General features: G+C 36.5%; 22 protein-coding genes. 8 read left to right on the forward strand and 14 right to left on the reverse strand.

The window, feature by feature from the left end; translation table 11 throughout:
- Positions 1 to 22 precede the first annotated feature (22 nt).
- The 4 genes from ACPF63_RS11325 (at position 23) to ACPF63_RS11340 (ending at position 4,327) form a co-directional block, all read left to right on the forward strand.
- On the forward strand, positions 23 to 889 hold the full coding sequence (locus ACPF63_RS11325; RefSeq protein WP_426483104.1) for a polysaccharide deacetylase family protein: 867 nt from the start codon (positions 23 to 25) through the stop codon (positions 887 to 889).
- A gap of 75 nt (positions 890 to 964) precedes the next feature.
- Positions 965 to 1,624 (forward strand): YggS family pyridoxal phosphate-dependent enzyme, encoded by a 660-nt coding sequence (locus ACPF63_RS11330; RefSeq protein ID WP_426483105.1) that lies wholly within the window; start codon positions 965 to 967, stop codon positions 1,622 to 1,624.
- 56 nt (positions 1,625 to 1,680) lie between these two features.
- Positions 1,681 to 2,865 carry a sigma-54-dependent transcriptional regulator gene (locus ACPF63_RS11335; protein WP_047384561.1) on the forward strand — a complete coding sequence of 395 codons (1,185 nt, stop codon included), beginning with the start codon at positions 1,681 to 1,683 and terminating at the stop codon, positions 2,863 to 2,865.
- 100 nt (positions 2,866 to 2,965) lie between these two features.
- Positions 2,966 to 4,327: an MATE family efflux transporter gene (locus ACPF63_RS11340; protein ID WP_077414408.1), complete on the forward strand. Its 1,362-nt coding sequence runs from the start codon at positions 2,966 to 2,968 to the stop codon at positions 4,325 to 4,327.
- Between the two features lie 126 nt (positions 4,328 to 4,453).
- Here the strand turns inward: ACPF63_RS11340 and ACPF63_RS11345 are convergent, their stop codons facing one another.
- The 3 genes from ACPF63_RS11345 to ACPF63_RS11355 all read right to left on the reverse strand — a co-directional run bounded on the left by ACPF63_RS11345 (position 4,454) and on the right by ACPF63_RS11355 (position 5,704).
- Positions 4,454 to 4,957, reverse strand: a complete 504-nt coding sequence (locus tag ACPF63_RS11345; RefSeq protein WP_123278421.1) for a GNAT family N-acetyltransferase — start codon at positions 4,955 to 4,957, stop codon at positions 4,454 to 4,456.
- Between the two features lie 182 nt (positions 4,958 to 5,139).
- Complete coding sequence (locus tag ACPF63_RS11350) at positions 5,140 to 5,241, reverse strand: helix-turn-helix domain-containing protein (RefSeq protein ID WP_426483106.1); 102 nt, start codon at positions 5,239 to 5,241, stop codon at positions 5,140 to 5,142.
- Complete coding sequence (locus tag ACPF63_RS11355) at positions 5,231 to 5,704, reverse strand: Crp/Fnr family transcriptional regulator (RefSeq protein ID WP_426483107.1); 474 nt, start codon at positions 5,702 to 5,704, stop codon at positions 5,231 to 5,233. The genes ACPF63_RS11350 and ACPF63_RS11355 overlap by 11 nt, the downstream gene beginning before the upstream one ends.
- Before the next feature lie 76 nt (positions 5,705 to 5,780).
- Between ACPF63_RS11355 and ACPF63_RS11360 the strand changes: the two genes are divergently transcribed.
- Entirely contained in the window at positions 5,781 to 6,470 is a 690-nt protein-coding gene (locus ACPF63_RS11360; protein ID WP_180563508.1) for an HAD family hydrolase, read from the forward strand.
- A 173-nt stretch (positions 6,471 to 6,643) separates the two neighbouring features.
- Here the strand turns inward: ACPF63_RS11360 and ACPF63_RS11365 are convergent, their stop codons facing one another.
- From ACPF63_RS11365 to era, 3 genes are all read right to left on the reverse strand, one after another.
- Positions 6,644 to 9,046: a prolyl oligopeptidase family serine peptidase gene (locus ACPF63_RS11365; RefSeq protein WP_426483108.1), complete on the reverse strand. Its 2,403-nt coding sequence runs from the start codon at positions 9,044 to 9,046 to the stop codon at positions 6,644 to 6,646.
- 338 nt (positions 9,047 to 9,384) lie between these two features.
- Entirely contained in the window at positions 9,385 to 9,813 is a 429-nt protein-coding gene (locus tag ACPF63_RS11370; protein WP_426483109.1) for a DoxX family protein, read from the reverse strand.
- Between the two features lie 66 nt (positions 9,814 to 9,879).
- Positions 9,880 to 10,755, reverse strand: a complete 876-nt coding sequence (gene era / locus ACPF63_RS11375; protein ID WP_047384549.1) for a GTPase Era — start codon at positions 10,753 to 10,755, stop codon at positions 9,880 to 9,882.
- Between the two features lie 276 nt (positions 10,756 to 11,031).
- Between era and ACPF63_RS11380 the strand changes: the two genes are divergently transcribed.
- Together ACPF63_RS11380 and ACPF63_RS11385 are read left to right on the forward strand one after the other, a co-directional pair.
- Positions 11,032 to 11,595: a Crp/Fnr family transcriptional regulator gene (locus ACPF63_RS11380; RefSeq protein WP_426483110.1), complete on the forward strand. Its 564-nt coding sequence runs from the start codon at positions 11,032 to 11,034 to the stop codon at positions 11,593 to 11,595.
- A gap of 240 nt (positions 11,596 to 11,835) precedes the next feature.
- Positions 11,836 to 12,168, forward strand: coding sequence for a DMT family transporter (locus ACPF63_RS11385; RefSeq protein WP_077414420.1), 333 nt, complete (start codon positions 11,836 to 11,838; stop codon positions 12,166 to 12,168).
- 128 nt (positions 12,169 to 12,296) lie between these two features.
- Here ACPF63_RS11385 and ACPF63_RS11390 read toward each other — a convergent pair whose 3' ends face one another.
- From ACPF63_RS11390 to gpmI, 5 genes are all read right to left on the reverse strand, one after another.
- Entirely contained in the window at positions 12,297 to 13,064 is a 768-nt protein-coding gene (locus ACPF63_RS11390; protein ID WP_077414422.1) for a class I SAM-dependent methyltransferase, read from the reverse strand.
- On the reverse strand, positions 13,064 to 13,873 hold the full coding sequence (gene map / locus ACPF63_RS11395; protein ID WP_077414424.1) for a type I methionyl aminopeptidase: 810 nt from the start codon (positions 13,871 to 13,873) through the stop codon (positions 13,064 to 13,066). The genes ACPF63_RS11390 and map overlap by 1 nt, the downstream gene beginning before the upstream one ends.
- Before the next feature lie 155 nt (positions 13,874 to 14,028).
- The gene (locus ACPF63_RS11400) at positions 14,029 to 14,460 is read right to left on the reverse strand and encodes a BT0820 family HAD-type phosphatase (RefSeq protein WP_047384534.1); all 432 of its coding nucleotides are present in this window, start codon (positions 14,458 to 14,460) and stop codon (positions 14,029 to 14,031) included.
- 101 nt (positions 14,461 to 14,561) lie between these two features.
- On the reverse strand, positions 14,562 to 15,539 hold the full coding sequence (locus ACPF63_RS11405; protein WP_047384532.1) for an acyl-ACP desaturase: 978 nt from the start codon (positions 15,537 to 15,539) through the stop codon (positions 14,562 to 14,564).
- 150 nt (positions 15,540 to 15,689) lie between these two features.
- Positions 15,690 to 17,231: a 2,3-bisphosphoglycerate-independent phosphoglycerate mutase gene (gene gpmI, locus ACPF63_RS11410; RefSeq protein WP_426483111.1), complete on the reverse strand. Its 1,542-nt coding sequence runs from the start codon at positions 17,229 to 17,231 to the stop codon at positions 15,690 to 15,692.
- 238 nt (positions 17,232 to 17,469) lie between these two features.
- Here gpmI and ACPF63_RS11415 point away from each other — a divergent pair, with 238 nt between their 5' ends.
- Positions 17,470 to 17,793: a translation initiation factor gene (locus ACPF63_RS11415; RefSeq protein WP_047384528.1), complete on the forward strand. Its 324-nt coding sequence runs from the start codon at positions 17,470 to 17,472 to the stop codon at positions 17,791 to 17,793.
- Between the two features lie 2 nt (positions 17,794 to 17,795).
- Here ACPF63_RS11415 and ACPF63_RS11420 read toward each other — a convergent pair whose 3' ends face one another.
- From ACPF63_RS11420 to ACPF63_RS11430, 3 genes are all read right to left on the reverse strand, one after another.
- Positions 17,796 to 18,695: a leucine-rich repeat domain-containing protein gene (locus ACPF63_RS11420; RefSeq protein ID WP_426483112.1), complete on the reverse strand. Its 900-nt coding sequence runs from the start codon at positions 18,693 to 18,695 to the stop codon at positions 17,796 to 17,798.
- A 58-nt stretch (positions 18,696 to 18,753) separates the two neighbouring features.
- On the reverse strand, positions 18,754 to 20,907 hold the full coding sequence (locus tag ACPF63_RS11425) for an alkaline phosphatase PhoX (RefSeq protein WP_426483113.1): 2,154 nt from the start codon (positions 20,905 to 20,907) through the stop codon (positions 18,754 to 18,756).
- Positions 20,908 to 21,084: 177 nt separating this feature from the next.
- Positions 21,085 to 22,914 carry a cytochrome-c peroxidase gene (locus ACPF63_RS11430; protein WP_426483114.1) on the reverse strand — a complete coding sequence of 610 codons (1,830 nt, stop codon included), beginning with the start codon at positions 22,912 to 22,914 and terminating at the stop codon, positions 21,085 to 21,087.
- Positions 22,915 to 23,025 lie beyond the last annotated feature (111 nt).

Genomic DNA, 23,025 nt, shown 5'->3' on the forward strand with positions numbered 1-23,025 from the left:
CAATTTAAATTCCATTATCTTTATGAGAAAAATTTTTGCGGGAAAGTCAACAAATAAGACTTTTCTCGGGATGTTTGCATTGATGAGTGCAACTTCGGCTTTATTGTATAGCTGTAATTTTAAAAATGAAGTGAATAATGACCCCGTCGTCAATTCACAGGAGCATCCTTCCGCAGAAATAGTCCCCAAAATGGATGATGAAAGCGTAGACCCGGAAAAAAGAGTGATCTACCTTACTTTTGATGACGGTCCTAATCAGGGAACCGAAAATCTTTTAAAAATCCTGGATAAAAGAAATGTTTGTGCAACCGCCTTTCTGGTGGGAAAACATGCTTATGGAAGCAAAAAACAAAAAGACGATCTGCTGCTTCTGAAGCAAAATCCTCTCGTAGAGCTGGCCAACCACAGCTTTAGTCATGCCCATAACAAATACACCGATTTTTATAAAAATGCTGAATCTGTAGTACACGATTTTGATATCGCCAAAGACAGCCTGAAGCTTTCTGATAAAATAGCAAGAACTCCCGGAAGAAATATCTGGAGGCTTAACAATATTAATGTAACCGATATCAAAGGTTCTACTGCAGCTGCAGATGGTCTTAAAAAGGCAGGTTACAAAGTAATCGGCTGGGATCTTGAATGGAGACCTTCCCAGAAAATGACTTTAAAAGGAAGCCATGAAGCAATGATCAAGAAAGTTGACAGTATTTTCTTTAACGATCTTGAAAAAACTTCAAGACACCTTGTTTTCCTTACTCATGATCAATATCTCAGAGATACAGACTCTATCAATGAGCTGGATCTTTTTATTGAAAAACTGCAGAAAAGCAACAAGTTTGTTTTCAGAAAGATTTCTCAATATCCTAAGATCAATGAAGTTTTGAATTAATTTTTGTGTAAAAAGGACCATGTAAAATGTATTTATCGCTGGCAACTGTCAGGGAATTTTCGGAAATTTGCATCTATGAGTATTAAAGAAAATTATAAATCCATAAAAGATCAGCTGCCATCCAATGTTCAGCTGGTTGCTGTTTCGAAAACACACCCCGCTTCCGCAGTGCAGGAAGTATACGATCTGGGCCAGAGAGTTTTTGGAGAAAATAAGGTACAGGAACTGATGGAGAAATACCCTCTCCTTCCTCAGGATATCCAATGGCATCTTATCGGGCATTTACAGACCAATAAAGTAAAATATATTGCTCCTTTCATAAACACGATACAAAGTGTGGATTCTGAAAAATTATTAGCAGAAATCAACAAAGAGTCAGGAAAAAACAATAGGGTTATTAAGGTTCTACTGCAGGTAAAAATTGCGGCTGAGGAAAGTAAATTCGGGCTTGAAATTTCTGAAGCGAAAGATCTGTTTCAACAGTATGTTGAAGGTCAATTTCCCAATGTTGAAATTACCGGTTTAATGGGAATGGCAACATTCACGGATGATGAGCAGCAGGTAAGAAATGAATTTTTAATCCTGAAGGGACTTTTTGATGAATTAAATCAATTAAAAACACTAAATACATTATCAATGGGAATGAGTGATGATTTCCCGACAGCTATTGAGTGTGGTGCTAACTCTGTGAGAGTTGGATCTGCAATTTTTGGAAGAAGAGACTATTCAAAATAGAATATTTAGGTATAGTTTTTGCTAATAATTGAAACAAAAAATTTAAATTTGCAACTATGCAAAAAATCCTTATAGTAGAAGACGAAAAAGCAATCTCGGGAGTACTTCACAGTATTCTTTCGGATGAACTAACCGATTATGAATTTGTTATCGCTGAAGATGGCCTTGAAGGTTACAAACAGGTAGAAAAAGAAGATTTCGCATTGGTGATTTCCGATATTAAAATGCCTAAACTTTCAGGAACTGAACTTTTGAAGCAAAGTCTCGCATTAAAACCAGAAACTACTTTTATCATGATCTCAGGTCACGCAGATATTGATTCTGCTGTTTCCTGTTTAAAAGAGGGTGCATACGATTTTATCTCCAAGCCAATTGACATCAACAGATTGATTACGAGTGTAAAAAACGCTTTGGTGAAGGAAACCCTGAAGAAAGAAAACAAAAATCTTCAGACTGAAAACAAAACCTTAAAGAGAAAAGTAAATAAAAAATACCAGATGATTGGTGATTCTCCTGCTCTTCAAAAGATTCAGGATATGATCGAAAAAGTAGCCGCTTCTGATGCCAGAGTTCTGATTACAGGACCTAACGGCGCCGGAAAAGAATTGGTAGCCCATGCCATCCACAATCAAAGTGAGCGTGCAAGAGGTCCTATGATAGAGGTAAACTGCGCTGCAATTCCGTCTGAACTTATTGAATCTGAACTTTTCGGACACGTAAAAGGATCTTTTACAGGAGCTATTAAGGATAAGCAGGGAAAATTTGAGCAGGCTAATGGTGGTACCATCTTCCTTGATGAGATTGGTGATATGAGTCTTATTGCTCAGGCTAAGGTATTGAGAGCTCTTCAGGAAAGCAAAGTTTCTCCTGTAGGAAGCGATAAAGAAATAAAAGTTGACGTAAGAGTTATTGCGGCAACCAATAAGAATATGCAGAAAGAAATTGAGGAAGGGAAATTCAGAGAAGACCTTTACCACAGACTATCTGTTATTGAAATCTATGTTCCACCATTGGATGACAGAAAAGAGGACATCAAATTGCTGGTTGACCATTTCTCAGGTATGATTGCTGATGAGCATGGTACTGCTGTGAAAAAGTTTGATGATAAAGCTGTTGATGCTTTAAAATCTCTTTCATGGACTGGAAATATCAGGGAGCTAAGGAATGTTGTGGAAAGATTGATTATTCTTGGTGGAAACACTGTTTCTGAAGGTGACGTTGCAAGTTTTGTAAGGAAATAATAAAGCTATTATTTACGATATTATAAAAATTTGCAGTGTTATCACTGCAAATTTTTTTTTGCCTTATTTGAATTATAAACTATATGAATCTTAAAATATTATGAAATTTTTAAACAAAAACTATACGAAAGAATGCCTGACTTTGGCTCTGCCTGTGATGCTTACTCAGGTGGGGCAGGTTTCGGTCAACTTATTCGATAATATTATTGTCGGAAAACTTTTGGGTGCTGATGCGTTGGCATCCGTTTCATTGGGGAATGCTGTGTTTTTCTCCATATTTGTATTAGCTCTGGGCTTTTCATTTGCGATTCCACCATTGGTATCGGAGGCACATTCAAAAGAGGATCATGCAACGATTAATTCCGTTTTCAGTCATGGATTTATCATCAACATGTCTGTTGGGGTGATTCTGATGGTCATTTTACTTTTGGGAATGCCTCTACTCTATCACTCGGGGCAGCCGGCCAAGATTATTCCTGATACGGTAGGATTCTTAAGTATCATGGTAGTCAGCATGATCCCATTTATGGCATTTCAGACGCTTCGTGAAGTTTCTGAAGGTTTATCTTATACCATTGGAGTTACCAAGGCAACCATTATTGCGAATATCATCAATATTGCGTTAAACTATGTTTTCATCAAAGGACTTTGGGGAATACCTGCAATGGGTGTACAGGGATCTGCTCTTGCCACCTTGATTTCCAGAATTTTCATGGTTGTTTTCCTTTATTTTGTTTTGGTAAAAGAAGAAAAAACAAGACGTTATATCAAAGATTTCTCATTAAAAATTAAGGATTTCTCGAAGCAAATGTTTGATAAAATGGTGAAACTGGGACTGCCTACAGCTTTACAGATGTTCTTTGAAGTAACCGCTTTTGCCGGAGCTGCATTTATCTGCGGATTGATCTCTGCTCATGATATTGCTTCTCACCAGATCGCTTTAAGTATGGCCTCTTTCACTTTTAACTTATGTGTAGGGTTTAGTGTTGCTTCCACGGTAATGATCGGTAGAAAAGTGGGTGAACAGAATTTTGTGGAACTCAGAAAGGTTGGAATCAACAACCTGAAGATTGCCTTTATTTTCATGTGTATCTGTGGATTGGTATTTATTCTAGGAAGAAACATACTTCCGACTTTCTTCACGAAAAAAGAAGAAGTGGAAGTTATTATGCTGGCATCAAAACTTATGATTATTGCCGCACTGTTCCAGCTTTCTGACGGAATCCAGGTAACGGCTTTAGGAATGCTGAGAGGGCTACAGGATGTGAAAATCCCATCTATTTATACTTTTATCGCCTATTGGGTGATTACAATTCCTTTGGGATATTTCTTCTGTGTGACTTTAGAAATGGGCGCATTCGGAATGTGGATCGCACTAGGATTAGGACTGACAGTATCGGCCGTTTTCCTGGTAAAACGATTTCTGAATATGTCTGCGAAACGAATTAAGCAGAATTCATAAAAATAAAAAAGCTGTTTCAGTATTTGAAACAGCTCTTTTTATATTCGTTAATTTGTAATAAAGCATTGATCTATATTCTCTCGCAGATCTTATTGATTATGCAGATTTTTTTACCATATAAGTGCATCAATCTATTCTCTTTCCTAAAATCTTCAGACTTCTCTCAACGCCATCCAGAATGGCTACATTAGGAAGGCTTCCCCAATCTTCAAATCCGAAATGCCTGAACAGCTTCAAACTGGGTTCATTATGAAGGAAAATAAGGGCTACAAGATTTTTTACTCCAAATTTTCCGGCATTATCAATGCAATATTGAAGAATGGCTTTTCCGTATCCTTTTCCTCTGCAGGATTCATCCAGATAAATACTTACTTCTACCGTACCGTTATATGCTGCCCTTTCATGGAATGAACTGAAACTGACCCAACCAACGGTTTGATTCTGGTCATCTTCAACTACCCAAAGCGGCCTTGTCTGGGGATTATGCTCTTCAAACCATTTTAGCTTACTTTCCACAGAAACTTCTTCCATGTCTGCAGTGACCATTCTTGAAGCAATTGTTGAGTTGTAGATGGCTACGATTTTATTCAAATCGGCCAACTCAGCATTTCTGAACTTTAGTTTTTCCATGAATATTGAAGTCAAATTATTGTAACGCAAAAATACTACATTTTAAAATCACCCCTGTAAAAACACACTCAATTTATTTTATTTTTAATAATTAAAGCAAATACACCCCTAACAATACAATCATTTTTCACACAAAGACGTAATAAATTTAAACTTTGAATATTTTTAAGGAGCAAGGAAAATTATTTCAAATCTTTTAAAATTCTATTTAAACTTCTTACTGTAATTCCTAAATAAGCCGCCATATCTTCTTTGGAGATATGAATATTCTGCTTAGCCTGCATTTGTAACAATTGTTTTAAAGTATGTTCTATCGTATATAACTGTTGATAGGATGCTCTGCTGGAAGTATTGATAATTCGCTCTGCAAAAGACTCTAAAAGAAGGTGGTTCAGGGCCAAGATCATTTTTAATCAAAGCTTTAAAAAACGGAATCTTTACTGCATATGCTGTCACTTCATTGAGGGCTTCAATACTGCACAGACAGTTGATATTTTTGATTAATTCCACTTCCCCTATGATTTCACCGCTTCCCAGGAACTCAACGATATATTCTTTTCCGTTTTCTTCGGCGAGAAAGCATTTGACAATCCCTTCTTTAATCATCATGACATGAGAAAGCTGATGATCCTGTACCAGTATTTGATCCCCTGCAGAAAAAGATTTTACTATAAAATCGTCACTCCTCTTCTGCTTTTTGTGCAGTTCATCAAGATAGTTTAAAAATGTCTGATTCGTCCTTAACATATTCTCCCGGGACAAATGTCCTTTTCTTATTGAGTTTTTATATTGAATTTTACGGACAGAAAATTACAAAACAAAAATGAATAATCATATTACTACGATTGCCTTTGATGCAGATGATACTCTTTGGATCAATGAACCTTATTTTCAGGAGGCAGAAAAAGAGTTCTGTATGCTGCTTGAGGATTATCTTCCACAACATTCGGTATCACAGGAATTATTTAAAACAGAAATGCAGAATCTCCATCTGTACGGTTATGGAGTAAAAGGATTTATGCTTTGTATGATTGAAACCATTGGCAGGGTATCCAATAACACTGCCTCGTTGGAACTGGTAAACAAAACTATCCAGCTGGGGCAGAAACTTCTTCAAAAACCTATTGAATTATTAGATGGAGTTACAGAGACTCTTGAAAGGTTAAAGGGAAAATACAGACTGGTTGTGGCTACAAAAGGAGATCTTCTGGATCAGGAGCGTAAATTGAAAAATTCAGGATTACAGGACTATTTCCATCATATCGAGATCATGAGTGATAAAAAAGAAAATGATTATAAAAAACTTCTGAAACATCTGGACTGCAAACCCGAAAACTTCCTGATGCTCGGAAATTCTATAAAATCAGACGTTCTGCCGGTATTGGAAATCGGAGGTTTTGCAGCTCATATTCCTTATCATGTCACATGGAGTCATGAACAGCATGATGTTAATCTGGAGCATCCGAATTTTATGGAGCTTAAGAGTGTTGATGAAATTCTAAAGCATCTTTAATATGTAAACCATTAAGGTCTATTAAGAGAGTAAGATTATTAAGATGAGCTTCGCTTTAAGGAAAAACTTAATGCCATATTCTATAACATTTTAATTAATACCTTTTAATTCCGTATTTATTTTTTTTAATCAAAAAAAAGAGACTGTTTGTGATAAACAGTCTCTTTTGTAATTTATTTCTTCAAACATTTTTCAAGGAACTGATCCTGTTCCCATAAAAGGTGTAAGATATTTTCTTTAGCCTGATATCCATGGGCTTCTTTTGGAAGAAGAACCATTTTTACCGGAGCACCCAGATTTTTCAATGCCTGGAAGTATCTTTCAGTCTGTAAGGTGAAAGTTCCCGGGTTGTTATCTGCATCACCATGAATCAGAAGAAGCGGTGTTTTCATTTTATCAGCATTCATGAACGGAGACATTTTATTGTAAATCTCCGGAACATCCCAGTAATTTCTCTGCTCACTCTGGAATCCGAATGGTGTCAAGGTTCTGTTATAAGCTCCACTTCTTGCAATTCCGCACGCAAAAAGGTTTGAATGTGTCAAAAGGTTTGCTGTCATAAAAGCACCGTAAGAATGTCCTCCAACAGCTACTTTCTTTCTGTCGATATACCCCAGATGATCCACTGCATCAATTGCTGCTGCAGCATTTGCTACCAGCTGAGGGATGAAAGTATCATTAGGTTCTGTTTTTCCTTCCCCAATAATCGGGAAAGCAGCATCATCCAGAACAGCATATCCTTTAGTGGTCCAGTATACAAAAGATCCGTAATATGGGAATGTAAAGTCGTTAGGATTTTGGGTATTCTGTCCTGCTGTATTTTTATCTTTATATTCGGTAGGATAAGCCCAAATCAGCAACGGAAGCTTCTCTTTTTTCGCTTTTCTGTCGTAATTGGCAGGAAGATAAAGAGTTCCCGTTAAAGTCACTCCATCATTTCTTTTGTAAGTAATCACTTCTTTGTAAACGTCTTTGATACTTTCAAAGGGGTTTGCGAAGTTAGTTACAGCTTCTGCCTTATTAGATTTAATATTCTTTTTGAAATAATTAGGATAAAGACTTGGTGACTGTTGAGTAATAAGAATTTCACCCTTTGAAGCATTAAGAATATCAATAATCTCTTCTTTACCGTTTTTTACATTAGAGGTATAAAGTCTTTTCTTTTTCAGTGATTTCACATCCATTTCATCAATAAAAGGATGCTGTCCGTCTTTGGTAAATCCATCTCCGATCAGGTAAGCTTTTCCTCCTTTCATATCTATTACATATCTTCCATATTGGTTTTTCGTTGTGTTAAAATTTCCAGGATCACTGTAAACATCCTGATAATTTCTGTCATCAAAAACTTTAGATTCCCCGTTATTAGTATCTATAAGGTAAGATTTTGTATTTCTTGTGTCATACCAGCCTTCAGAAACAATAGCATAATGATCATTAGTCCAAACTACATCATCATATCTCTGCTTTGTTTTGAAGAAAGATTTTGGAGCTGCTGCAAATGGAGCTTCCCAGGTAAATATTTCGTCTCTGTAGTCCGCTGTTTTAGACTGATCTCCTCCATCCAAAGCTTCAGCATAGGTAAGAGTAGCAGGAGCATCACTTCTCCATGCCATATCTCTTTTTCCGGTTCTTACAGAGGAGAACCCTTTCGGCATGATTTCATTCAAAGGAACTTCATTCACTGTTTTTACAGCATTTCCTTTCATATCATATATAATCGTTGTTGATGGAAACCTGTTGAGCGGAACGATATAGGAAAACGGCTTTTTAATGGTTGTAGCCATCAGATAATTTCCGTCTGGAGAAAAACTCAAGCCGGCATACATATCCTGATCTTTTAATTTCTTAAGATTTCCTGTAAGATCTACATTATAAATTTCAGAGGCAGTAAGTGTTTCAAAGTTTTTTTCGTCCTGAGGGTTTTTCAAAAGATCCTGATAAGTTCTGTTCTGAGAAACTTTACCATCCGCCGTTGAAACAATCGGGCCTGTTGGAAGGTCTTTGGCTGCATCTATAAGAGCGGGTCTGTTTTGTGGAAGTGTTCTGATCAGGAAACTTTGAGAGTCATTATACCATACGTAAGGCATTCCCAAGTTGGCATTCAGATTATCAGCTGTAATTTTTTTGGCAGAAGCAGTTTCCATATCTACCATCCAAAGCTCTACTCCTTTATTTGTTGTATTGGTAAAAGCCAGTTTCTTTTCATCCGGCGAAAACGAAACATAGGCAATTTTCGGATTGGAAGGCAGGTTTTTTACCTGAATCTCATTTTTATCATTGATCTTTCTGATTTTCAGATTATTGGAGTAGGTCATACTGCTTGAGATATTGGTAACCGGATTTATTCTAAGCCCACCAAGCTTCATTTCACTCTGGCTGAGATCTTCCAGTGTTTTATATGTTGGACGATAAGTAAAAACTACCCAGTCTTTTTTGCTGTTCATCAGAACACTTGGAGGTCTTTGATAATCTGCCAATTTTAAAATCTCAGCAGAAGGTTTCTGGTAAGTAATATTTTCCTGAGCATCATAAAAATTGAGAAATGCCAAAAGGCAAATAGTCAGTTTTATCTTCATATAAATTCATTTTCTACGAATGTAGTAAATTTTAACAAATTTCTAACACTAAAAAATAAGACTCTTTTTGGTGTCATATTTATTTTTTCATTACTTTTATCTTACAAATTAAAATAGTATGAAAAATTTAAGAAAATTATCAAAGAGCAATTTGAAAACAATTAAAGGAGGAAATGCACCATTATGTGATCCAGGATACATGGCTTGCAGAGTAGGAAAAACTCCAAGCGGTGCTCCTATCTGGGAATGCTTACCTAACTGCAATTATTAAGAACAGAAAAGGCACCTCATTTTCTGAAGTGCCTTTCTTTTTATTGTGTATTGTTTTTATTGTAAGATTACCAGTCTGAAGCTCTTTTTCTTCTTTCTATCATATGATCCACCGAAACTTTTCCAGCTCCTATTACCATGAGCAAAAGATAAACGGAAAGATAGATTAGCGCCATTTCTCTTTTCTCAAAAGGATCTGCGCCATGTACTGCAAAAGCAGCAATGATCATGGTAAAAATCAGAAAACCTAAAGCAACTCTTGTAAAAAGCCCTAATATAAGGAGTATTGAACAAACAAATTCAGCAAAAACCGTAAGAATCAAAGATACCTGAGGCCCGAGTCCCATAAAATCGAAAAATTCAATTTTACCGCCCGCCAACAGCATCTGAAGTTTTGGAAAGCCATGAGACAGCATTGCAAAACCAACAAATACTCTCACTGCTAATAAAATAACATCTTTAGGTATTGAGCTCCAATTTGAATTATTATAGTTCATTTACTAAAAAATTTATACTAAGGTAATAAAAATCTTTTAATACAACGGGGTTACAGCCGTTTTAGTTTATCGGTAACCGAAATTTTTAAGATCTCTGTCGTTCTTTCTCCAGTCTTTTTTCACTTTTACAAATAAGTTTAAATGAATTTTTTTGGTGAAAAACTTTTCCAGATCTAATCTTGCTTCAGTTCCTACTTTCTTGATTGCTTCTCCTTTGTGCCCGATAATAATTCCTTTCTGAGTATCTCTTTCCACATAAATAATAGAATCTATGAAGATAATTCCTTCTTTCTCTTTGAACTGCTCAGTCACTACTTCTACCGAATATGGAATTTCCTTATCATAATTCAAAAGGATTTTCTCACGTATTGCTTCGTTTACAAAGAATCTTTCAGGCTTATCCGTGTACTGATCTTTATCGTAGTAAGGAGGATTTTCAGGAAGTAAAGATTTTATTTTAGGTAAAATAACCTCTGTATTGAAAGCATTCAAAGCAGAAATAGGCAGAATTTCAGCTTTTGGAATTCTGTTATGCCAGTCTTCTACTAATTTTTCAAGGCCTGCCTGATCGGTCTGATCTACTTTATTTAATAAAAGAAGTACAGGTACAGGGATTTTATTCAGCTTATCAATTAAAAATTCTGACGGTTCCGCTTTGTCGGTAACGTCTACAATAAACAGGAAAACATCGGCATCCTGTAAAGAGTCTTTTACAAAATCCATCATTTTTTCCTGCAATCCGTATTTTGGATCCAATACTCCCGGAGTATCAGAAAATACGATCTGAAGGTCATCTTCATTATAAATACCAAAAATTCTGTGGCGGGTTGTCTGAGCTTTCTGCGTTACAATCGCCAATTTCTCACCCATTAATTGGTTGAGCAAGGTCGATTTTCCCGCATTGGGCTTTCCAACTATATTTACAAATCCAGCTTTGTGCATAAAAATAATATTACGAACTGCAAAGTTACTAAAACAAAATTGGTCTTTACGGTTAATCTCAATTTTTAAAAGAAAAAAGAGAGTTATTGGATCTTACATTCGTTTTAAAAAAGGATTTAAGGAATATATATTAGGTTTAATCACAAACTCAGGCCTTTTCAATCAATGCTTTAACTTCATAGCCAGCCTGCCAGTTCTGTTTTCTGCAAAAACCATAAAATAATTTTGTATTGCATTACTTAAAACTAATATTTTTGAATATTAGAATTCATCTTTATGAATATAGACCAGATTCTCGATCAGATTTACATCCTGCCTGAAACATCAAAAAACAGTTTAAAAGAGCACATCACTGAAATTTCTCATCCTAAAGGTTTTTGCCTGATGGAAGCTGATAAAGTGATTCCTTATCTCTATTTTATCCGCAAAGGGATCGCGCGTGCCTATTCTTCAACGGCTGATAATGATATTACCTTCTGGTTTGGAAGTGAAGGACAGTGCATTCTTTCTATGAAAAGCTATGTGGAGGATAAACCCGGCTATGAAAGCATCGAATTACTGGAAGACTGTGATTTGTACAGAATGGAAACAGAAAGCCTCAGAAAACTGTTTAATAAAGATATTCATATTGCCAACTGGGGCCGAAAACTAGCGGAAGCCGAGATGATAAAATCTGAAGAACTGATTATTTCCAGACAGTTCAAAACATCTTTGGAGCGTTATAAGGATATTATAGCCTATCAACCTGATTTGCTTAAAAGAGTTCAATTGGGGTATATTGCTTCGTATCTGGGCATTACCCAGGTGAGTTTGAGCAGGATACGGGCGGAAATAAAGTAATTCCGATTTTGAGAATGGAAGCAGGAAGCTGGAGGATGGAAGTTATTTTCTCATATGATAACTACTAAGCATTCCCATTAATTAATAAAATTGAGCAAGATTTCTTAATAGGCTATCATAACTTCTTTCTTCCAGCCTCCATCTTCCTTTCTTTACTCTCTCTACATTTTTATTTTTTAACAATTGTAAAATTTTTTCTCCTTTCAAATTCTGAACTTTGCCGTAGAAAAATTTAAAAAAATGAATTGGTTAATATTAGTTATCGCGGGATTATTTGAAGTTGCCTTTGCATCATGCCTGGGAAAGGCAAAAGAAACATCAGGAACTGAGATGTACCTGTGGTATACGGGCTTCCTGATCACAATGACTATCAGCATGCTTCTGCTGATCAAAGCTACCCAGACCTTACCTATCGGAACAGCTTATGCGGTATGGACAGGAATAGGCGCTGTAGGAACGGCTTTAATGGGAATTATTTTCTTTAAAGATCCTGTAAGTTTTTGGAGAGTGTTCTTTATTGTAACGCTTATTGGCTCTGTGGTAGGCTTGAAGGCAGTGTCTTCATCACATTAAAAAAGCATAAACTTCTCTATATTTAAAAATGGCAACCGTCTTCGTATTGAAGGCGGTTTTTTAGTTATGTAAAAAAATTCTCATCCTGATTACACAAAAAAAGCCTGTCAAAAAATGACAGGCTTTTTTTATTTTTTATAAACTATAGGCAAGATTTCATTGTGTCTTAACCCGTATTTTTTAATTTCTTCTTCTGAGAATTTCTGTGAATAGAAGTTAGGTTCTGTTTCAAAGCCTGCTTTTTTTAGGCGGTCGAAATAATCCATTCCGTACCAGCGGACGTGATCATATTGTCCGAAATGCTTCTGGCGTTCTTTCGGATCTTTAATGGTAAAATCTTCATACGTTTTCTCCAATGAATTTTTCATCGGAACCTGAAGAATTCCCCATCCACCGGGCTTCATAACCCTATACAGCTCACTTATTGCTTTGGCATCGTCTTCGATATGTTCCAGAACGTGGTTACAGAAAATAATATCAAAACTTTCGTCTTCAAAAGGTAAATCCAGAATATCTGCTTTCACATCTACAATCGGAGAATAAAGGTCTGCTGAAATATAATTCAGGTTACTCATTCTTTTGAATTTCCTTAAAAATTCCTGTTCGGGGGCAATATGCAGAACTTTATAATTTTTAATAAAAAAATCAGTCTCATTCTGAAGATACAGCCACATCTGGCGGTGTCTCTCCAGGCTTAAAGTCCCGGGAGAAAGAGCGTTTTCCCTTTGTTTTCCATATCCATACGGAAGGAATTTTCTGTAAGATCTTCCATCAATAGGGTCATAGAACTGATCTCCTTTGAAAAACTGATAAATAAGCGGTCTGGCCCAAATACTCATTTTAATAAGCATAGGGCGTGGAATTTTATTCAGTAAAAGTTTTGTTACCTTTTTCATTAAAAATCCAGTTGGAACTGCTTTTCTTCATCACTTACAATCCCTAAAGCTTCATACACATAATCAAATGTTGAAAGCAATACCGGTTTACCATTGATTACTGCCACATCATGCTCAAAGTGAGCAGATGGCATATTATCTAAAGTCGTTACCGTCCAGCCGTCATTATGGAACTTCACTTTCTCAGTTCCCATATTAACCATTGGCTCAATAGCAATTGCCAAACCGTCTTTTATTACCTTTCCGCTTCCTTGTCTTCCATAGTTTGGAACCTGTGGATCTTCGTGCATTTTTCTTCCTAAACCGTGTCCTACAAGTTCTCTTACTACTCCATATCCTTCTTTTTCACAATGTGCCTGGATTGCATGAGAGATATCTCCTATTCTCTTTCCTCTGACAACCTGCTCAATTCCTTTGTATAAAGATTCTTTGGTAACCTGTAGTAATTTTTTAACCTCAGGTTTCACTTCTCCGATTTCAAAAGTATAAGCATGATCTCCTACGAAACCGTTAAGAATAACTCCACAGTCTACGGAAAGAACATCTCCTTCTTTTACTACATCATTGTTTGGAAACCCATGAACCACCTGATCATTCGGAGAGATACAAAGAGAGTTCGGGAATCCTCCATATCCTAAAAATGCAGGCTCAGCACCATGATCTTTAATAAAATCATGAGCCAGTTTATCTAAATATAAGGTTGTAATCCCTGGTTTAATTTCTTTTGCCAACATTCCCAATGTTTTAGAAACCAGTCGGGCACTCTCCTTCATCAGACGCAATTCGTCTATCGTTTTTAATTGAATCATTGTATATAGATGTTAGATATTAGATGTTAGAAGCTAGATTACAGCATGATGTGTATTTCTATATTATAACAATCTAAGACTCTTTCTGATAAAAAACAGAAGCTTTAATGTGATATCAAAAACTAATTTCTAATATCTGGCTTCTCGTTTCTATCCTACCAGAAAAGTCCTTTTTTCTTTTCTTTTTTAAGTTTTGAATAGGCAAGAACTTCCTTCCCTTCTACACGGAATTCTATTCTTTCCTGAATAATATTGTAGATCTCACCCCATCCCGGAAATCCTCCTAAGTTTCTGTCATCAATAAACCAATCTGCATCTAATTTTCTGGATTGAGTTTCATGATCAAAAACTTCTCCTTCAAAACTTGAATTCACAGCGTAAAATTCTATTCCGTTTTTTTGACAGAATTCTACGGCTTCATCTAATGTTTTTCCGTGTCTGTAAGTCCAAAGTATAAGTCTGTATCCTTCAGCCTGAAGTCTTTTTAAAGTTTCGAATGCAAAAGTTTTCGGTTTTCCAATGGCCGGGTAAGCGTCATCAACAATAGTCCCGTCAAAGTCAACAGCAATCTTTTTATTATTTAACATTTCGTTGTTTTTTTTAGCTTTGCAAAGATAAGAAATAAAAAGAGTGCCCAAAAGAAAGGCACTCAATTACTTTTATATTTTAAATAATAATGTAAATCCTATTAGCTTTTTACCCAGCTAAACTGGAACTGAAGATCCGGAGTAGAAACTCTGTCTGTGATCTTCTGAAGCCTTGCAGGAAGCTTCATCAGGTATTCCTGAGCTTTTTCTGCTTTTTCTGTAAGTCCTTTTACGTGCTCAATTTTCCATTCATCTAAAAGGTCTTTCATAATATTGATATAATCCTGACCAGTGTATACCATACATCTTTGTGCAGCATCCGAGAAATGTCCCCAAAGTTCTCCGGCTTTTTGTCCGGATTGTCTCATCAGGTGAGCAGGCATTACGATCTTTTTACGCATCATATCTTCAAATGCAAGAATCATTTCTGAAGGGTCTACTTCCAGGATTTTCGCTACGAAATGTTTGTATGCTTTAGCGTGTCTTGCTTCATCTGCAGCAATTACACCACACATTTTTGCCAATTTCCCGTTTCCGGACTGTTTAGCCAATGTACCTACTCTTCTGTGAGAGATATTGGTAGCTGTCTCCTGGAAACTTGTATAAATGAAGTTTCTGTATGGGTCCATACTTGTTCCCAAATCGAAACCATCATTAATCAGGTATTGAGTAGTAATTTCAACCTCTCTCATGTTTACTCTTCCACACAGATAAAGATATTTGTTTAATAAATCTCCGTGTCTGTTTTCTTCAGCAGTCCATGCTCTTACCCAATTGGACCAGCCTAATCTTTCTTCCTGATTAATTCCGTCAACTCCCATTAACCAAGACTCATAGGAAGGAAGAGCTTCTTCTGTGATACAGTCCCCGATCAATGTTACGAAAAGATCATAAGGCATTTCGCGGGCAAAAGTCTGAATTTCTTCTAAGTCGTGTTTAAATTCTTCGCTTGAAGGATCTGGTAAATAATCGGAAGGCTGCCATATTTTTTCAATTGGCGTTAAAAATTTATCAAGAAAAGAACCTACTTCCTTTTCCAATAATCCCATTACTTCTTTCCTAACAAGCTTTTGATACATTTTACTATTCAGTTTTAATTTACAAAGATATGATTTATTTATTATTTAACGCATAATAAAGTATGCAAGTCATACCTTATCTGACATAAATCATAAAAGAATGCCGTCATACAAAGTATAACGGCATTCTTTTGACAATATTATTGAATTTTAATCAACTAAAATATCTCCGGTCATTGCAGCCGGTATTTCAACGCCCATTACGTTAAGGATTGTAGGGGCTACATCTCCCAGTTTTCCTGGTTTTAAATTCCAGGTATGATCTTTATCCATTACGATGAAAGGTACAAGATTGGTTGAGTGCTGTGTATTAGGAGTTCCGTCCGGATTCATCATTACGTCTGAGTTTCCGTGATCGGCAAGGATAAAAACAGCATATCCGTTTTCATAAGCAGCGGTTGCTACTTTTTCGATGCACTGATCTACTACCTCAGCAGCTTTTACAGCAGCTTCAAAAACGCCTGTATGTCCTACCATATCTGTATTGGCAAAATTTAAACAGACAAAGTCAGCAGTTCCCTGTTCCAGTTCCGGTACAATAGCATTGGTAATATCATAAGCTGACATTTCCGGCTTCAGGTCATACGTAGGAACATCTTTCGGGCTTGGACAAAGCAGTCTTCTTTCGCCTTCAAATTCTTTTTCTCTTCCTCCTGAAAAGAAGAAAGTAACGTGAGGATATTTCTCTGTTTCTGCGATTCTGATCTGAGATCTTCCATTTCTTTCAAGAACTTCCCCCATTGTTTCCGTTAATACATTTTCATCAAAAACAACCTGTACATTCTGGAATGTTTTATCATAGTTTGTTAACGTGATATAGTAAAGGTTCAGTTTCTTCATAGAATATTCCGGAAAATCCTTCTGAGAAAGAACTTCTGTAATTTCTCTCCCTCTGTCTGTACGGAAGTTGAAGCAGATCACAACATCATTATCAATAATTTTTGCTACCGGCACCACATTTCCTGTAGCGGTAGTATTCATTAAAATGATTGGTTTCAGGAATTCATCTGTAACATTATTATCATAGGAAGTCTTAATTGCTGCCAAAGCATCAGTTGCTGGTTCGCCTACTCCTTCAACAAGGGCATCATAAGCTAATTTTACACGCTCCCATCTCTTATCTCTGTCCATCGCATAGTATCTTCCTATCACTGTTGCCAGTTTTCCGGTAGTGGCTTCCATATGCTTCTGAAGTTCATCAATAAATCCGAATCCGGAATGTGGATCACAGTCTCTGCCATCGGTAAATGCATGAACAAAAACGTTTTCATTCAAACCGAATTCTTTGGCAGCAGTCAGTAATCCTTTTAAGTGATTGATATGTGAATGTACTCCTCCATTGGAAACCAGTCCGATGAAGTGTACTTTTTTATTTTCTTTTTTTGCGTATTCAAATGCATCCTGAATCACTTTTTCCTGACCCAGTGTTCCGTTTTCAACCGCCATGTTCAGTTTCACCAGATTCTGGTAAACCACTCTACCTGCCCCCAGGTTCATGTGCCCAACTTCGGAATTCCCCATCTGTCCGGCAGGTAGCCCTACAGCCAGCCCACTCGCTTCAAGCGTAGTATGTGGAAATCTTTGGTAGCAGCTGTCTATGAATGGTGTATTTGCTTTATCTATTGCAGAAACGTCAGGGTTTGTTCCCAATCCCCATCCGTCAAGAATTGCCAGTATTGCTTTTTTTGACATTTTGTAAAACTTTTGTTAGACAAATTTACCTAATTTCCTATGAATAGAAGAATTTGAGGTCTTGAATTTTATTGATAACTGATCATCAACCAGTTCCACTTAAAATTATATCATAAAAATCGAATTAATTTGTAAACACTCACCCCTGTCAAGGTTTAAAACCTTGACAGGGGTGAAAAATTGAAATTTCATTGATTATTTCAGTTCATTAATCAGTAAATCTTTTTAATTTTGCGGTATGGATTTACGAGATCAATTGAAGAATCTTTTTCCTGAGCATGAAGAGCAGGATTTTGAGATGCCTGAAGAGCAATTCAAGCAGAAAGAGCCTTTGGTATGCAAATTTGAGAAAAAAGGAAGAAATGGTAAGCCTGTCACCGTTGTTGAAGGCTGGGAAGGCAGTGAGGAAGACCTGAAAAAAATTTCAAAGAAAATAAAAACCACCTTAGGTATAGGCGGTTCTGAGAAGGATGGAACGATTATCATTCAAGGGGACAACCGTGATAAAATCATGAATATCCTTAAAGAAATGGGATATAAAACCAAACGTGTTGGCGGATAGATCTAGAAATAGATCTGCGTATCCGGCAGTAAGGTTTTTAAATTTTCAATTGTAGATTTTTCTATAGGATTTCCTGTAAGAATCAAAGTTTTCAGATTTTTCAGCTGTTTGATTTCTACAGGAATATCTTTCAGATTATTGTTGGCCAGATTCATGCTGACTACACTTTTCAGTCCTTTTATTTTGGGTGAGATTTCCGAAATATTGTTTCCACTTACATTCAGAAATTCAAGATGCTGAGCTTTGAAAAGGTTTTCCGGAAGCTTGTTGATGGCATTCTGCTGCAGTTCAAGATATTTTAAGTTTTTAGGAAAAGACAAATTTCCAAGATCATTGATCTGATTATCAGAAAGGTTCAGAAATTTCAGGTCTCTGATCTGATCCAGTCTGTCTGCAATAAAACTGATCTGGTTTCCCTGAAGGTTAATTTCTTCCAACGTTGCAATTTCCATAAGTGCTTCGGGGAAGGTATTCAGGTTGTTGGCATCAAAATGTACTACTTTTAAGTTCTGAAGCTTTGCAATATTGGGATTAATGCTTGTCAGACTATTCAGATTCATTGAAAAAGTGGTCAGTTTCTTAAGCTTACTTACCTCATCCGGAATATATTTAATGCTGTTTTCATTCACATTTAAAATTTCCAGTTCTTTCAATTCAAAGAGTTCCTGATCCATTTTTTCAAGCTTATTAGCCATGATATTCAGAAAAAATAATGAATCCAGTTTCACGATCTGAGGGGGAAGATTAAACAATCCCTTTTCTCTGAAACTCATACTGTATACTGCTTTTTTACTGCTTAAAGCATCTTCAATATTGGTAAAAGTAGGATATTTCACCGGATCAATCTGTGCTTTGATCTGAGAAAGTGATAGTATGGAAATAAGTAAGAAAAGCTTTTTCATAAACATAAAAAAGTCTGCCAGCAACAGAAGTCACTGACAGACAAGAATTATAAATAATTTATTTCTTTAAAAGTTTAACTGTTTTCTGGAAACCTCCTTCAGCTTCAATATTTAAAACTAAAATACGGGATCCTTCCAACTGTTGTGTGAAATCCAGGTCCAATAATTTGTTTGTACCGTTGAACTTCTTCGTATAAACGATTTTTCCGTCCATGCTGTAAGCTGTCACTGAAATATCTTTCAATCCTTTTACTGAATTGATTTTTACGATTCCGGAAGTTGGGTTTGGTGCTACTGTTACTGTATTTTCTGCAGTTTTGCTGTCGATAGTCCCTAAAGTTCCTTCAGTTCCCAAGTTGTTTTTAAGTGCAATGACGATGGTAGCTGATTTTCCTTTATAATTGATTGTATTCCCTGTAGCATCCACATCTGTAGAGATTGTTGAATCCGGGTGCTGAATAGAGAAGAAACCAAATTTATGATCAGGCGTAAATGTCAATCCTGTAGGTTCTGAACCAGCTGGCATAGAAGCAAATAGTTTTACTTTAGGGTTGGCCTGTGTATGATCCGGAGCAATTACCCAGATATAGTTTTTACCTCCATCCTGAAGTACCCAAAGGTTTCCAAGCTCATCAAAAGTAAGGTTGTCATTTCCGTCTCCCCAAGCTTCAGATTTCATTCCCTGAGCGGTATTGAAAGAATATACTGAAGAACCTCCTCCTACAAATGTTTCTACTTGTGAAGCTGTTGTTCCGTTATCCTGTAAACGGTATACTCTGTCTAATCCTTTTGCTGTAAAATAGATTCTTCCATCCAGCGGGCTGATGTCAACATCTTCTACTCCATTAAACTTTGTTCCGCCCAATGATTGTGCAAGTGTTGCTGTATTATTCTGGTCTGCTTTGGTTTTATTAGGAACCTGAATCCATGTTGCTGTAGTTCCTACAGGATCTCCCGCAGTTGATAATCCCTGATCTAATTTTAAAACATACAGGTTTCCTGAAGAAAGGTTGTTTGGAGTATCCATTACATATTTATACACCATGTGTGTTCCACCGTCTTCCCCATAATAAGCAGTTGTTCCTGCGTTATTCACCACTACATTTTCGTGGTTCATGATTCCCATCTGCCAAAGTTTCCCTTTGGATCCGTCGGTATTTTTAGAAATTACCTGAGCTGTTGCAGGATCAATCTCTACCAACCAACCATAATCTTTATATCCATCATTGTTCACATCATTGGAAGTCACAGATTCTTCAGCAGTCACCACTGTTCCCCAAGGTGTAATTCCTCCTGAACAGTTTCTGATGGTTTGTACCAAACTTGGGTCTGAGAAACTTACCGCTCTTGATTTTGTTAACTGCCAAAGCTTTGAAGTCGCATTATAATTGATTTCTGCCATGGTAACTCCTCCAGGATTCGTTTCATGGTTTACAGAAAGATATCCATTGGTACTGCTTCCTATTTTTGGAACATAAGCTGTAAAGTCATTCTGACCTCCAACTAATCCACCTCCCTCTGTATAACTGTCTCCTTCTTTTAAAATAAGCTGGTATTTGTGTTCAGCAGGGATAATTAATTTATCAGTCTGTGCTGTAGGTACAATTGAAGTAAAGCAGCTGATGTGTGTTCCGTTGCAAGTTACAGGGATCGTTGTATTGGCTGTTGTTTTCAGGTAAGCATCAATTCTTAAATCTGAACTGGTTGTGCTTCTGTTGTGCAATTCTATAGAAAACCTGTTGACACCGTTTACAAATTTTGATTTTGGAATAGAGAAAATATTATAAACACTTTCTGCAGCTCCATCAATAGTTGTACTGGAAAAAGTATTGAATGTAACGGCACCTGCAGGCATATTGTCTCTTACGACTTCCTCTCCGTTCAGGTATACTATAATACCGTCATCTCTCATTACTCCCAGTTCCATAGTATCGGAAAGTGTTGAAAGATCTACTGTAAAATCTTTAGCAAAATAAGCTGTTGTAAGCCCAGAATTGATTGTTGTGGTTACAGGATCTCCGTATCCTAACGGTCCGTTTCCTACCGACCACGTTGAAATATCGTAGGTCTGAGCATTCCATCCCGCAGGCTGAGCCTGATTGTTGTCTTTGTAGCTCCAAGACGCATTCTTATTGAATATCAGAGTCTGCGCCTGAATACCTGAACTTGCCAGTATAGCCAACGCTCCCATTGTTAGTAGTTTTTTCTTCATTTTTTATTTGATTTATTAGACACTGCAAAACTATTTTTTTAGAGCTTTCCTTCTGTTAATAGGATTTTAAATATAAATCAGCAAATATTAACTTATCTAAAACCTAATGTTAATGGGATTAATTTTTTGTTAAATGATACGGGTTGCGAATCCCATATCTTGTACCCTGCATCCTGCCTATTTCGCTTTACTCACATCTGTAAGGGCATTAAGAAAGGCTATGATCTGCTTTATTTCTGTTTCAGTAAGGTTTAATTTATCCGGTGCAAGAGTTTGGTTTTTCATTTTTAATCCTAATCCTTCTCCGCCTCCTTCATTATAAAAGTCAAGAACTTCTTCTAGCGTATTGAAAGCTCCGTTATGGAAATAAGGTTTGGTAAGGGCAATATTTCTGACCGTGACTGTTTTGAATGAATAATCATAAATCCATGATTTTTCCTTTTTCACGGGACTATTTCCTCTTCCTAAATCCTGATCAAGTTCTACAGGAAGCTGTTTAATGGGCTTCGTAGTAATTCCCAGAACCTCAGATTCATTTTCATTAAAAAACGGCGGTACCAATCCTGAAAAATGAGGGGCAAAATGGCATGTCGCACAATTGGCTTTTCCCATAAAGAGGTTGAATCCTTTTTTCACATCATCAGAAACGTTCTTTTCGTTTCGCATAAAACGATCAAAATCGCTGTCAAATGAGTACAATGAAGCTACATAAGAGCTTAATGCCTTAGAAAAGTTCTCTTTACTGATCTTTCCGTCTTTGAAAGCTGCACGGAAAGCCTTTTTATATTCAGGTTTTGTTTTTAATTTCTGAATAATGCTTTCATAGCTTGTATTGAATTCCTGGTCATTATAAATTACGTGTTCCGCCTGCTGTTCCAGATAAAAAGCACGAAGGTCATAGAAAAACCTCTTGGCAAAAACAGCATTATATAAAGACGGGGAATTTCTCAGTACTGTTTTTCCTTCCACATTGCTTTGTGATTTTGCTTTAAGGTCTGTAAAAGCATTTTCCTGAAGATGGCATGTGGCACAGCTCATTTTCTCGCTGCCACTTAAATTCTGATCATAGAAAATTGATTTTCCAAGATTGCGGAGTTCAGGATTATCTTCTGAGGATTTCAATAAGGTATAAAAATACGGATCTAAAAAATCACTGCTGAAAAAGTTCTTGTTTCCTACATTCCAGCCGGAAAATTCTTTAAGATCATCAGGTCTTCCGTCCCATTTTCCAAGCTCTTCATATAAAGGCTGTATGTATTTTTTATAAAATTCAATCCTGTCAAAATTTTCAAAATCAGTATTTTTTGAAAGGTAGCTGATGGCTTCCGTTAAAGTCTGATTAGCTTTCTGAGTATTATAATTTTTAAAATAAGGATCATCATTAATGTATTTCTGCATTCCTGAAAAAGCATGGCTTGCTTCCCCGGAAATATTTAAAGAACCCGGAGTATCAAAACCTGTCACTCCGAGAGAATAGATCCTGATCAGCTCAATTCGTAAGGGCAATGTCTTGTTGTTGCCCTTGCTTAAACCATTTTTTAAAGCACTTAGATAAAATCCGGAATAGCTGTTGTATAAAAAGGTAGTAATTGTTTTGATCTTTTCTTTTTCATTTCCTGCTTCCTCTGAAAATATCAATTCATCCAACACCTGTAATCCTTCCGGAGGAAGTGTATATGCCGACGTTCCTGCAGCTTCAATATGAAACAAAGGGGCTGCATTCAGATGGGTTTTGGTAAATTCAGGATAATGATAAGCTACATAAAATTCTATTTCTTTGAATGAATTTCTGGTACTGCTCAGTGATTTCTGCAGTTCTTCAAGGGAAATACGGTCTTCTGAGAATTTATCAACATCTGATTTCAGCTGTTCAAGCTTGGTTTTGAAGTCGGACAACCCTTTATTGACAAATGTATTTTCGCTTTCTTTTCCTTTATAAACAGGATTAAAAGACATTACTGCAAATCCTATCAAAAGGACGATTACAAGCAGTGGATAAGATCTCATGAATTTTTAGCGGCAAAAGTATTACTCTGATGTTATCTCAGTTTTAATAACAGATTAAATAATGTTTATATTTCTGATATCATATTTTTCACTAATTTTAAACCCCGAAAT

Origin of the sequence: Chryseobacterium sp. R2ACT005 (assembly GCF_049949215.1) — a bacterium.
In the GTDB taxonomy this organism is placed as follows: domain Bacteria; phylum Bacteroidota; class Bacteroidia; order Flavobacteriales; family Weeksellaceae; genus Chryseobacterium.